The following is a 13173-nucleotide window of genomic DNA, read 5'->3' on the forward strand; positions in this document are numbered from 1 at the left end:
AAAAAATAGCAAATTATCCCCAATTACGAATTACGAATTCAAAATTACGAATTAGCATATATGCTATGCTGTGCTGGATAAATCTACTAAAATAGTATATCTGCACTAGTTCAAACTAGTTAAGTAAAAGTTTTTACACCTCCTATCCTAGAGGCGCGAATGGCTATTAACAATGATGTTGCTGGCAAGCAAAAAGCCCTGAATCTAGTCCTGAATCAAATCGAACGCAATTTCGGCAAAGGGGCGATCGTGCGCTTGGGAGATGCGACCCGAATGCGCGTGGAAACTATTTCTAGCGGTTCGTTGACACTAGACCTAGCTCTAGGCGGCGGTTTACCAAAAGGGCGGGTAATTGAAATCTACGGTCCAGAGAGTTCTGGTAAAACGACAGTAGCACTCCACGCGATCGCGGAAGTTCAAAAAGCAGGTGGGATTGCTGCCTTTGTGGACGCAGAACACGCCCTCGACCCCACCTACGCAGCGGCTTTGGGTGTAGACATTGAGAATCTTCTCGTTTCCCAGCCAGATACGGGCGAAGCGGGTTTAGAGATTGTCGATCAGTTGGTGCGATCTGCTGCGGTTGATGTCGTGATTGTTGACTCCGTAGCAGCATTGGTTCCTCGCGCCGAGATCGAAGGCGAAATGGGAGATGCCCACGTCGGCTTGCAGGCGCGTTTGATGAGCCAAGCTTTAAGAAAAATCACGGGTAACATCGGTAAATCTGGTTGTACCGTAATTTTCCTCAACCAGCTACGCCAAAAGATTGGCGTGACCTATGGCAACCCAGAGACGACAACTGGAGGTAATGCCCTTAAGTTCTACGCTTCCGTGCGGTTAGATATTCGTCGAATTCAAACTTTGAAAAAGGGAACGGAAGAATTCGGCAACCGCGTCAAAGTTAAAGTCGCTAAAAACAAAGTTGCGCCTCCATTTCGGATCGCCGAGTTTGATATTATCTTCGGCAAAGGCATTTCTACATTAGGTTGTATGGTAGACATTGCTGAAGAAACAGGCGTAATTGTGCGCAAAGGTGCGTGGTATAGCTACAAAGGCGAAAACATTGCCCAAGGTCGCGACAATACGATTAAGTATTTGGAAGAAAATACTGAGGTCGCTCAGGAAATTCAGAAACTCGTCAGAGAAAAACTCGACATGGGTGCTGTTGTCTCAGCTAACTCCGTGAAAGCTCACGAAGAAGATGAAGACGAAGAAATGGAAGCTGACGACGAGTAGCATTTTTATCTGAACCGGAAATGTAGAGACGTTACATGTAACGTCTCTACATTTCCGGTTCAACCCTTCGCCTTTTCCAACCAACGCATTACTGTTTCTCCCAGACGAATTCCATTAAGCCTATCGATTTCTCTGATCCCTGTAGGGCTGGTGACGTTCACTTCAGTTAGATAGCCGCCGATAACATCAATTCCAACAAAGTATAAGCCGTTTTGTTGTAGGCTGACAGCTAAATCCTTACAGATCTGATGTTCTCGGTCTGTAATTTCAGTTTTGGCTACCGTACCGCCAGCTGCCATGTTATTACGAAAGTCATCGCTGGTGGAAATTCGATTCACAGCTCCGATGGGTTCGCCGTTGAGTAGAATAATCCGCTTGTCTCCTTCTTTCGCAGCAGAGATGAATTCTTGCACCATCACGGGCATTTTGCCCTGGTAAGTGCTAATTTCTACAATTGAGTTGAAATTGCGATCGCCTTCTTCGAGATAAATAATTCCTTCACCTGCTTTAAGTCCCAGTGGTTTGAGAATTGCTGCCCCTTTTGCTGCTAAAAATTGGCGAATCACTTTTTTATCCGCACTCACAATCGTCTCTGGCATCAAATGGGAAAATTGCAGGGCAAACATTTTTTCATTTGCTGCCCTCAATCCTTGGGGATGATTCACGACTAAAGTTTTGCTTCGATCGATGAAGTCAAGAATGTAAGTAGCGTAGAGGTAGGGAATATCTACAGGCGGATCTGTCCGCATGAACACAGCATCAAAATTTTCTAAAGGTGTCCAGGTGCGATCGCTCAAATCGTACCAAACCAGTTCCGCTACCCAACGCCCGTCTACCAACTGCACTGGTTTCAGTTGTAACCGTTCTAAAACAGCCGATGCCTTACCTTCGGCTACCCCCAAGCGGCTAGCTTCAGTTATCCACACTTCATGTCCCAAAGCTTGCGCTGCTTCCATCAACGCAACGCTCGTATCGTGACCTGGATCGAGTTTGTGGATCGGGTCGATAATAAAAACTAGTTTTAAACTCAATGGCTTACGCTCCTTGAGCCGAGGTTAGCAGCGGATCGAGCTTGCCTTGAAAATCCAGATCGTAAATGTCGTCGCATCCCCCAATGTGGCGATCGTCGATAAAGATTTGGGGTACGGAACGGCGACCGTTTGCTCTGTGTGCCATCTGTTTGCGAGCGGCTTCATCACCATCAATACTGTACTCGATAAAATCAACGCCTTTTTTGGCAAGAAGTTGTTTGGCACGAATGCAAAACGGGCAGGATCTCCAGGTGTAGATTTCGACTTTAGGAGCCATAAAAATCTCCGATTTTTTAAGTTAATATTTTTTAAATTTTAGACCCTATTCCTCTGCTTCTCGATATAACTCCTGGAGAGATTGCTGTTGCGTCCGGCGAGACTGGCGGCGATATTTTTTCGTTTCTAGTTTGGGTTCGTACTGAGTTTTACCCCGTTTGGTTTTTAGCTTTACATTTGATTCGGGATTGGCTTGACGAGCTAGCTGTTCTCGAGCGGCGATCGCCGCCTCTAACAAGTCCAAATAGTGCTGATAACGTTCCCAGTCGCCCCGCACAACACAATTCGGTTCGTCGCGGTGCAAGCAATCGCTAAATTGACAGCTAGCAACAGCTAAGCGTTGTTTTGCTTCTGGAAAATAGAGCGCTAACTCTTCGGGAGTACAGTCAAGATCTGGTTGGTTAAAGCCAGGAGTATCGGCTAGCAATCCGCCCGTAAGCAATTCAAATAGTTCGACGTGCCGTGTCGTGTGGCGACCCCGCAACAGCTTCCCCGATACTTCTCCAACTCGCAACCCCGCTTCTGGGATTAGCATGTTGATTAAACTCGATTTTCCTACGCCAGAGGGTCCAGCAATGACGGTAATTTTCGCTTGCAGGCGCTGGCTAACTCGATCGATCCCAACCCCCTGATGGACGCTGATAAATAAAGGTTGATAGCCCCAGCGATTTAGGCGATCGCGCCAATTATTAATCTGCTGGGCTGAGAGCAAATCGCTTTTATTCAAGCACAGACAAATTTCTAACCCCGTAGACTCTGCTTTCACTAAAAACTTACTCAATTGATACGGGTCAAGGTCTGGTTCTGCCAAGGCAAATACCAGCAGAATTTGCTGCGCGTTAGCGATCGCCGGACGATCGAGCTGACTTTGACGGGGTAAGACTTCCCCGATCGCTCCTCGACCACCAGACCAATCCGGTTCTTCTATGACAACGCGATCGCCGACCATGACTTGCTGTCCTAGCTTTTTCAACCGCGCCCGCCGCGTGCAGAGTAGGGTGTGGGGTGTGGGGTGTGGGGTGTGGGGGTGTGGGGTGGGGTGTGGGAAGTGTGGGAGGACACTCGAAGAATTTTCTCCCCGCTCTCCCTTGTCCCCCTTGTCTCCCTTGTCTCTCTTATCTCCCCTGCTCCCAGCTCGTCCCTGCTCCCTGCTCCCTGTAACTGAGCGTCCAATTTAACTTGATAGTAGTTTGCTTGTACTGCCACTACCGTACCCACTAGGAGCGCAGTATCCCCTAAAGGTTGAATCTCAGACTCGGGCAAATCATTCATGCATAACTAAACAAACACGCAAGTCTACAAATTATTGAAAATAATGTCGAATTCCGAATTCCGAATTCATTTCACAGGATGCCTCACCTGAAGCACGAAAAATCCCTGACGTTCTTCAATTTGCTCGATCTGATATCCTGCCATTGTCAAACTATCCGGCACTTGCTCGATTGGTTCGCCTGGGTCTAGCCAGACTTCCAGCAAGCTGCCTGGAGGCATTTTTTCCAATCGTAGCTTAGTGCGAACGAAGTTAATCGGGCAGGGAGTGCCGCGTAGATCGAGTTGAGCATCGGCAGATGACAAAAATGATTGGTTCATTTGTGGAACAGATTTCCCAAAAATCCTTCTATACCACCTTTTCCAGTGCGATCGCCCCGAATTTTAGCTAGCTTTTCCAGTAATTCTCGTTCTTCGGGAGTAATGCGGGTGGGAATATCGATTGAAATCGTGATGAGGTGATCGCCTCGGCTGACGGGATTACCCAAGCGCGGCACGCCATGATTTTCTAAAGTCATCACGGTGTTTGGTTGAGTCCCAGCAGGCACGATCAATTCAGTCGGACCATCTACCGTATTAACTTCTATGCGGCTGCCTAAAATTGCTTGCAAGTAGCTGAGTTTAATTTCTGATAGAACGTTAATCCCGTCGCGGCGAAATTCTGCGTCTTCGTTGACAAAGATGTAAACGTATAAATCTCCTGGTGGACCATTGCGATCGCCTGCATCACCTTCCCCAGAAATGCGCAAGCGCGTACCGTTGTCAACTCCAGCGGGAATGGTAATTTTTAACTTCTTCGTTACCTGCCTCGCGCCTTTCCCGTCGCAAGCCTCGCACTTGTCTTCAATCATCTGCCCCGTACCGTTACAAGTGGGACAAGTAGACACCTGCGTAAAACTACCAAAGGGAGTGCGGGTAACGCGCCTTACCTGACCCGAGCCACTACAAGTCGTACAGGTACGCGGTCGAGTTCCAGGCTTTGCACCAGAACCGCTACAAACTTCACAAGTTTCTAGGTGAGAAATGCGAATTTCTTTCTCTCCGCCAAAGACCGCTTCTCTAAAATCTAACTTCAAATCTAGCCGCAGGTCGTCACCACGGACTGGTCCGCTCCGCCGCCGCGTCCCACCTTGAGCGCCCACACCACCAAAACCGCTAAAGAAGCTTTCAAATATGTCAGCAAAACCGCCAATATCGCCAAAGTCTTGAAAACCTGCTGCCCCAGCACCAGCTGCGACACCAGCTTCGCCAAAGCGATCGTAACGCGCCCGCATTTCCGGTTCCGATAACACTTCGTAAGCTCGGTTGATTTCTTTGAACCGCTCCTCAGCTCCAGTTTCTTTATTCACATCGGGGTGATATTTCCGAGCTAGGCGACGATAGGCGTGTTTGATTTCTTCTTTATCCGCACTGCGGGAAACACCCAGAATTTCGTAATAGTCACGAGCCATAGAGCGCTGCTGGTTTAGTGGTTAGAGGAGGGATGAGTCTGTACGCTGTCCTGCGGCGATCGCGTTTCAGCTTAGTTACAAAAGTTCCATAATCACTGTAGACAAATCACCGTACTTTCAACAAGGTGGCAAAACCGATCCTTTTCAGGGAGTAGGGAGTAGGGAGTAGGAAAGAATAACAACTAATGACCAATGACCAATGACTACTCCTCAATTGCCTCGTAGTCTACTGCATACGTACTATCGTCGCCAAAGGAAGAAGTGAAGGTGTCGTCCATACCTGATGAAGTGAAAGAGCTACTGCGATTGGCTTGTTCGTAAACGCTGGCTCCTAAAGCAAATAAGTTTTGCTGGAAGTCTTGCAGCCTTTGCTCGATCGCTTCAACAGTGGAAGCTGGGTCAGCAAAGGCTGTTTTGAGTGCGGCAACTTTTTCATCTGCCTGAGCTTTAAACTCTTCAGTAATTAGCTCTTTATTATCTCTTAGCGTAACAAAATAACTTTGTAACAAGTGTTCTGCTTGGTTTTTCAGTTCGATCAGTTCCAAGCGTTTTCGATCTTGCTCGGCAAACATTTCTGCTTCTTGGCGCATCCGTTCTACTTCACTCGCGCTCAAGCCACCTGTGTTAGTGATCCGCAGGATTTGCTCTCTGCCAGTGCCTTTATCTGATGCTGCCACTTTTAAGATCCCGTTGACATCGATCTCAAAGGCAACTTCAATTTGGGGCGTGCCTCTAGGAGCAGGAGGAATTCCAGTGAGTACAAAACTTCCCAAAGTTTTGTTGTCTCGCGCCATCGCTCTTTCTCCCTGAAGAACTTTGATTTCTACAGAGGTTTGTCCGTCGGTAGCAGTCGAGAAAATTTGCGCTTTACTGGTGGGAATGGTTGTATTGCGTTCGATAATTTTTGTAAAGACTTCCCCTAAAGTCTCAATTCCAAGAGAAAGCGGAGTTACGTCCAGTAGCAAGACATCTTCTACTTCGCCCCCCAACACTCCACCCTGGATTGCCGCGCCTAGTGCAACAGCCTCATCGGGATTGACCGATCGCTCGGCTGTTCTGCCACCAAAAAAGTTTTGCACGGCATTTTGCACGGCTGGAATGCGGGTGGAACCACCCACAAGCACGATCTTATCGATATCTGGGGGGCGTAAACCGCAGTCTTTGAGGGCTTGCACCATCGGTTCGATCGTGGCTTGGATCAGAGGCAAGACCAACTCTTCAAACTTGGCGCGGCTTAGCTCTTGTTCTAGGTTGTTTTGGTCCCGTAGCATCAGCCGTGATAAAAGGTAAATTAATTGTCGTGCTGCCAAGGGTAGACAGTTCAATTTTGGCTTTTTCTGCTGCTTCTCGCAGTCTCTGGAGTGCCATGCGATCGGCAGTCAGGTCTACACCTTCATTGTCTAGAAAGCAAGAAATCATCCAGCGCACGATACAGTTATCGAAATCGTCACCGCCAAGTTGATTGTTGCCAGAGGTGGCTTTAACTTCAAATACCCCGTCCCCCAGTTGCAAGATAGAAACGTCAAAAGTACCTCCGCCTAGATCGAAGACGAGAATTGTTTGGTCTCGGTCTTGCTTATCCAAGCCGTAAGCTAAAGCGGCGGCTGTTGGTTCGTTGATAATACGTAAAACCTCCAGTCCCGCGATCGTTCCAGCATCTTTGGTTGCCTGCCGCTGGGCATCGGTAAAATAGGCTGGTACGGTAATTACTGCTTGGTCTACGCTTTCTCCCAAAAAATTTTCTGCATCCTGCTTGAGCTTTTGCAGGATCATGGCAGAAATTTCTTGGGGAGTGTAGGTGCGATCGCGAATTTGGACATCTACAGTGTCGTCGCGTCCTCTAACGGATTTGTAGGGGACGCGCTGGCGTTCTGCTTGAGTTTCGTTCCAACGCCGTCCGATAAACCGCTTGATACTGTAAACAGTGTTTTCGGCATTCGTGACGGCTTGACGCTTTGCCAACTGACCGATCAAGCGATCGCTGGCTTTACCAAAGCCAACCACGCTGGGAGTTGTTCGTCCACCTTCTGAATTGGGGATCACCAATGGTTGACCGCCCTCTAAAATGGCAACACAACTGTTCGTTGTTCCTAAGTCAATCCCAATAACTTTTCCCATATTCAGCAGTAAGGTGGCGTTTATTGATGTAGCGTCGTCCCAGATCGCGATCGACGCAGTAAATTGGCTCTACGATATATTTCCCAGAATTTGTCTCAATGCATTCACTCCTAAGATATTTTTTCACTCAACTTTCTGTAACTTCGGGTGGGGGTTCTGCTACTACTGTTTCTGAAGACATTTCTTCTGGGGCAGTAGCTACTTTTACCAAAGCATGGCGCAATACGCGATCGCCTAAGTAATAACCCCTGACCAATTCTTCAATCACCGTGCCTTCAGGGTACTCGCTTGTTGGTTCTCTCATGACCGCTTCATGTAGGTTCGGGTCAAACTCCTTGCCTTCAGGTCGCATTGCCGAAACACCTAGCCGCTTGAGGCAATCTACCAGTTGCTTGTATACTCCCTGATAACTTTTGTGAAGATTCATTTCAGCATCGGTTTGCGGTTTGAGCTGCGCTCTTGCCCGCTCGAAATTATCTACCACAGGTAGAATTTCTTGTAGAGTATTCTGTTTAATCTTTTGCTCTAAGTCTTCTTTGTCTTTGAGCGTGCGTTTGCGAAAATTTTCAAAATCCGCGCCCATGCGCATGTATTGACTGGTACGCTCCTCCAAGCTAGCTTTGAGTGACTCGATCTCCCGCTCCTTTTCTAACAAAGCAGCTCGATTATCGGCTTCAGGCGCGGTGGAGGCGGTATCAGGCTTTTCTACTTCGACTGGATTCTCGTTCGATGCAACGTTAGCATCTACCTCTGGAGCGTTTGCCTGTGTTTCAAATTCTCCGAATGCATTTGAGTTCATTGTTTTGGTTGTTACCTCGTTCGTCGTTTGCTGTATTTGCTGTTGTGGTTCTTGGTTAGCTGCGTTTTCCGTTTGCTTTTCTTCGTCAATCATTATGTCCCAATCCTAAATCCTAACAACTGTGCAGCTGTGGAAGGGCTAGAGATATGAGGTTTACTCCAGCCACTAACAGCCTGTGCGCAAACTTACCTCTTCTAGGATGCAATAATTGCAGGCGCAGTTGCACGGGGAGTCAGTTATCAGTGAAGAAAGGGAGCAGGGGGAAGAGAGAGTTGCGGAGCGATCGGGAGCTGAGGGAGAAAAATGGCTTACGACTTACGACTTACGACCTACGACTTACGACTTCTTTCACTGCCTCTCGCCTCTGTAATATTTCTCTTGAGATTTGGGAACACTCTATTTGGGAATACTTGATTATGCAAAATCTTAGTAGCGATTATGTCTTACTCCTCTTCAATGCAGCGACGTGCCTTAATTGTCAAAAATGACTTGTCTCCTTTTGGCAACAAAGTAGTTGAGACTGGGTATGTCAGTAAAGAGCAGATGAAGCAGGCTTTGAGCGAAAGTCGCTCGACTGGGCGATCGCTACCGGAGATTTTAGAAGCTATAACTGGACGACAACTGCCACCAGACTTAATTAGACAGTATAAAAAACAACAGCTATTCGAGCTAAAAATTCTCTACGGTGTAGAGTTTCTCGATCCAGAAATCAATCAGATTGGCACTAGTCAAGTTGGTGAGTTGATCGATTCTTTGATCCCGATTGATATTTGTCGTCGCTATCGGCTGCTACCTATATCAAAAGGTGATGAGCCTCCGTCTGTTTTGATAGCAATGGTCGATCCAGATAATTTGGATGCCCAAGATAATTTAAACCGTATTCTTCGCCCCCGCGATATTGGATTGCAAAGGACGGTCATTACACTAGAAGACTTCCAAGAACTTCTTTCTAAATATTTAGATGAAAATGTAGAAAAACAAAAACAGCAGGCAGACAATCAAAGAAATAACGCTAATGCCGTCGATTTCACCGTAGATTTGGACGGACTTGATTTACAAGATGCACCAGAGGAGGGTGACGCAGATTTAGGTGCATCTCTCAAAGATGCGGATGCTGCTCCTGTAATTGCCCTAGTGAATAAAATTCTGATCAAAGCGTTACAAGAAAAAGTTTCAGATATTCACATTGAACCCCAAGAAGAGTACTTGCGCGTCCGATTTCGTAGAGATGGAGTATTGCGGCAGGCTTTTGACCCCCTACCCAAACAAATCGTTCCTGCTGTGACAGCTCGATTTAAAATTATTGCTGAATTGGATATTGCCGAACGACGCGCACCCCAAGATGGCCGTATTCGCCGCGTGTTTGAAGGACGAAAAGTTGATTTTCGCGTCAACACCCTACCCAGTCGTTACGGGGAAAAAGTTGTTTTGCGGATTTTGGATAACTCATCTACCCAACTTGGTTTAGACAAATTAATTAGCGATGTAGAGAGTCTGCAAATTGTGAGGGACTTGGCAAGTCGTCCGTTCGGACTGCTTTTGGTTACGGGTCCGACGGGAAGCGGTAAATCAACTACCTTATACTCAATTTTGGCAGAACGCAACGATCCAGGGGTAAATATCAGTACCGCTGAAGACCCCATTGAGTATTCTCTACCAGGAATTACGCAAGTCCAGGTGATTCGAGAAAAAGGAATGGATTTTGCTTCTATTTTGCGGGCTTTTCTACGACAAGACCCAGACGTAATTCTAGTTGGTGAGACTCGGGATAAGGAAACGGCAAAAACCGCTATTGAGGCAGCACTAACGGGACACTTGGTATTGACAACTCTGCACACTAATGATGCTGCTGGGGCAATTTCTCGTTTAGACGAAATGGGTGTAGAACCATTCATGGTGTCCGGTGCGCTGCTAGGAGTTGTAGCTCAACGTTTGATGCGGCGCGTCTGCTCTGATTGTCGCATTCCTTATACTCCCAGTGCCGAGGAGTTAGCTCGGTTTGGACTGGCGAGTTCTAAAGATGTCGAACTAACGCTTTGCAAAGCTAAATCTTTGGAGTTAGAAGAAATTCAAGCCGCTAAAGCTAAAAATCAACTTTGCTCTAAATGCGCTGGCGTTGGATATAAAGGGCGTTGTGGCGTATATGAAGTTATGCGCGTTACAGAACGACTACAAAATTTAATTACTGAAGGAGCGCCCAGCGAACGGATTAAAGAAGCAGCCGTAGAAGAGGGCATGAAAACGTTGTTAGCTTATAGTCTGGAGTTAGTTATGCAAGGTAACACGACTTTGGAAGAAGTAGAGCGCGTCACTTTCACTGATTCTGGTTTGGAAGCGGAACTGAAAGCAAAACGTAAAAGCTCATTAGAGTGTAAAACTTGTCATGCAGAGCTACAACCAGAGTGGTTTGAGTGTCCTTATTGTATGACTCCACGATTTAGTGACTAGACAATCGGTAATGGGTAAGTCAAAAGTCAAAAATTAAAAGTCAAAACGAACAACGACCAATTACCAATTACCAATTACTAACATAAATTTCAAGGAGATTAACTTATGGAATTAATGATTGAAGACTTAATGGAAGAAGTTATTAACTCGGGTGGTTCGGACTTACACATTTCAGCAGGTTTACCACCATATATCCGTATCAGTGGAAAGTTGACTCCAACGGAACACGAACCACTAACAGCAGAACAGTGTCAAAGACTAATTTTTAGTATGTTAAATAATACCCAGCGCAAAACTCTAGAACAAAACTGGGAACTCGACTGTTCTTACGGAATTAAGGGACTAGCTCGCTTCCGCGTCAACGTATATAAAGACCGAGGTACGTATGCCACTTGTTTGCGAGCGCTAGCCTCCAAAATTCCCAGCATGGAAACTTTAAATTTACCCAATATTGTGCGAGAAATTTCGGAAAAGCCCCGAGGATTAGTCTTGGTAACGGGACCAACTGGCTCGGGTAAGTCTACTACCCTAGCGTCCATGATTAATAATATTAATACGACGCGGGCGGAACACATTATCACAGTTGAAGATCCGATTGAGTTTGTCTACGAACCAATCAAGAGTTTGATCCATCAGCGTCAAGTTGGAGAAGATACAAAAAGTTTTGCTAATGCTCTTAGAGCAGCTTTACGAGAAGATCCAGATGTAATTCTGGTAGGTGAAATGCGTGACTTAGAAACAATTCAGTTAGCGATTTCAGCAGCGGAAACAGGACACTTAGTATTTGGTACACTACACACGAGTTCTGCGGCTCAAACCGTTGACCGGATGGTAGATGTATTTCCTCCAGAACAACAGCAACAAATTCGCGTTCAGTTATCTAACTCACTTGTGGCAGTATTCAGTCAAACTCTCGTGCCTAAAAAGAACCCTAAACCAGGTGAATACGGTCGGGTTATGGCTCAGGAAATTATGATTGTTACCCCTGCTATCTCTAACTTAATTCGTGAAGGAAAAACAGCTCAAATTTACTCGGCAATTCAAACTGGAGGAAATTTGAGTATGCAAACATTGGAAAAAGTTTTAGCAGATCAGTACAAAACTGGTCTAATTTCGTTTGAAGCAGCAATGTCTAAAACATCTAAGCCAGATGAATTACAGCGCTTGATTGGTAATACTCCAGGAGTCGGTACAAAAGCTGGTATGAGGGCAGGTGCTTCTATGCATTAAATAATTCTTAGAAAATCATCTGTAGAGATATATAGTTTGTATCTCTACAACTTCCATATTCTCTATCTCCTAAAAGATCTAAGACATGCCTACATTTGTTGCTCGCGTTCGTGATGCGAAAGGAAACGCTAAAAAAGAAAAAGTTGTTGCTGACACAATAGCAGCAGCACGTTCTAGTTTGAGATCGAAAGGTCTTTTTATTCAAGAACTAAAACAAGCAGAAGAATTTAAGTTGAGTGGTAATCTTAGCTTAGCACCGCTCCAAGCAGCTCTTGCAAAGGTATCTGTTAAAGATAAAGCTGTCTTTTCTCGTCAGTTTGCTGCCCTGATTAATGCGGGTGTAGCAATTGTAAGAAGCTTGGGTGTAATGGCGGAACAGTGTACTAACCCAAAACTGAAAGGGGCTTTAATTGACATTAGTTCTGATGTACAACAGGGAATGAATTTGTCTGAAGCAATGCGGAAACACCCAGGTTGTTTTGATTATATGTACGTCAGCATGGTGCAAGCTGGGGAGGTTGGTGGCGTTCTTGATGAAGTCATGAATCGATTATCTAAGTTATTGGAAGATCGCGCTCGACTACAAAACCAGATTAAATCAGCGTTAACTTATCCGGTAGCAGTGTGTCTTTTTGCTGTTGCTATCTTCATTGCTATGACTGTGTTTATCATTCCAATTTTTGCGAATATTTTCGACCAATTGGGAGTAGAGTTACCAGCTCTAACGAAGTTCATGTTATGGATCAGTGCCACGTTACGAAGCTGGAAAGTTTTAATTCCTATAACTGCTTTTATTGTAGGGGGATTTGCCTATAGACAGTATTATAAAACTCGGCTTGGTCGGGAAACAATAGATCGCATTTCTCTCAATATACCTTTATTTGGTGACTTAATTCAAAAATCAGCAGTAGCTCTATTTAGCCGAACTTTTGGAGCTTTGACTCGTTCTGGAGTACCAATTTTATCTGCTCTAGAAATTGTTCGCGATACCGCAGGAAATCAAATTATTGCTAATGCTGTAGACGCAGCTCGTAAAGAAATTCAGCAAGGAGGAATGATTAGTTTAGCATTACAAAAAGAACGAGTTTTTCCCGTGATGGCAATTCAGATGATTAGCATTGGTGAGGAAACTGGTGAACTCGACAGTATGCTAATGAAAGTTGCTGATTTCTATGAAGATGAGGTCGAGCAAGCTGTCAAAGCCCTCACTAGTATTATTGAACCAATTATGATTGTAGTTTTAGGTGGTATGGTTGGTACAATTCTCATTTCAATGTATTTGCCCATGTTTAAAATATTTGAAAAATTGGGTTAAGCG

10 protein-coding genes and 2 pseudogenes are annotated in these 13173 nt (G+C 45.6%); 4 read left to right on the plus strand and 8 right to left on the minus strand.

Annotated features, from left to right (window positions below; genetic code table 11):
* Window positions 1-159 precede the first annotated feature (159 nt).
* A complete protein-coding gene (recA, locus tag N4J56_RS06720) occupies window positions 160-1233 on the plus strand; it encodes a recombinase RecA (protein WP_317105753.1) in 1074 nt (357 codons plus the stop codon).
* A 59-nt stretch (window positions 1234-1292) separates the two neighbouring features.
* On the opposite strand, the gene gshB is transcribed toward recA, so the two are convergent.
* The 8 genes and pseudogenes from gshB to grpE all read right to left on the minus strand — a co-directional run bounded on the left by gshB (window position 1293) and on the right by grpE (window position 8270).
* Window positions 1293-2264: a glutathione synthase gene (gene gshB / locus N4J56_RS06725; protein WP_317105754.1), complete on the minus strand. Its 972-nt coding sequence runs from the start codon at window positions 2262-2264 to the stop codon at window positions 1293-1295.
* Between the two features lie 4 nt (window positions 2265-2268).
* Window positions 2269-2541 (minus strand): glutaredoxin 3, encoded by a 273-nt coding sequence (grxC, locus tag N4J56_RS06730; RefSeq protein WP_015153793.1) that lies wholly within the window; start codon window positions 2539-2541, stop codon window positions 2269-2271.
* A gap of 45 nt (window positions 2542-2586) precedes the next feature.
* Window positions 2587-3812 (minus strand): annotated as a pseudogene (gene rsgA, locus N4J56_RS06735) (small ribosomal subunit biogenesis GTPase RsgA).
* 66 nt (window positions 3813-3878) lie between these two features.
* Window positions 3879-4130 (minus strand): sulfurtransferase TusA family protein, encoded by a 252-nt coding sequence (locus N4J56_RS06745; RefSeq protein ID WP_317105757.1) that lies wholly within the window; start codon window positions 4128-4130, stop codon window positions 3879-3881.
* Window positions 4127-5260, minus strand: a complete 1134-nt coding sequence (dnaJ, locus tag N4J56_RS06750; RefSeq protein WP_317105758.1) for a molecular chaperone DnaJ — start codon at window positions 5258-5260, stop codon at window positions 4127-4129. The genes N4J56_RS06745 and dnaJ overlap by 4 nt, the downstream gene beginning before the upstream one ends.
* 305 nt (window positions 5261-5565) lie before the next feature.
* Window positions 5566-7378 (minus strand): annotated as a pseudogene (gene dnaK / locus N4J56_RS40795) (molecular chaperone DnaK); the annotation flags it as partial.
* Window positions 7356-7505: a hypothetical protein gene (locus N4J56_RS06765; protein ID WP_317105761.1), complete on the minus strand. Its 150-nt coding sequence runs from the start codon at window positions 7503-7505 to the stop codon at window positions 7356-7358. The pseudogene dnaK and the gene N4J56_RS06765, both read right to left, overlap by 23 nt.
* Entirely contained in the window at window positions 7506-8270 is a 765-nt protein-coding gene (gene grpE, locus N4J56_RS06770; RefSeq protein WP_317105762.1) for a nucleotide exchange factor GrpE, read from the minus strand.
* Window positions 8271-8615: 345 nt separating this feature from the next.
* Here grpE and N4J56_RS06775 point away from each other — a divergent pair, with 345 nt between their 5' ends.
* The 3 genes from N4J56_RS06775 to N4J56_RS06785 all read left to right on the plus strand — a co-directional run bounded on the left by N4J56_RS06775 (window position 8616) and on the right by N4J56_RS06785 (window position 13170).
* Complete coding sequence (locus tag N4J56_RS06775; protein WP_317105763.1) at window positions 8616-10625, plus strand: GspE/PulE family protein; 2010 nt, start codon at window positions 8616-8618, stop codon at window positions 10623-10625.
* Between the two features lie 105 nt (window positions 10626-10730).
* Window positions 10731-11855: a type IV pilus twitching motility protein PilT gene (locus N4J56_RS06780; RefSeq protein WP_317105764.1), complete on the plus strand. Its 1125-nt coding sequence runs from the start codon at window positions 10731-10733 to the stop codon at window positions 11853-11855.
* An 85-nt stretch (window positions 11856-11940) separates the two neighbouring features.
* Complete coding sequence (locus tag N4J56_RS06785; RefSeq protein ID WP_317105765.1) at window positions 11941-13170, plus strand: type II secretion system F family protein; 1230 nt, start codon at window positions 11941-11943, stop codon at window positions 13168-13170.
* Window positions 13171-13173: the final 3 nt, after the last annotated feature.

Origin of the sequence: Chroococcidiopsis sp. SAG 2025 (assembly GCF_032860985.1) — a bacterium.
Classification (GTDB): Bacteria; Cyanobacteriota; Cyanobacteriia; order Cyanobacteriales; family Chroococcidiopsidaceae; genus Chroococcidiopsis.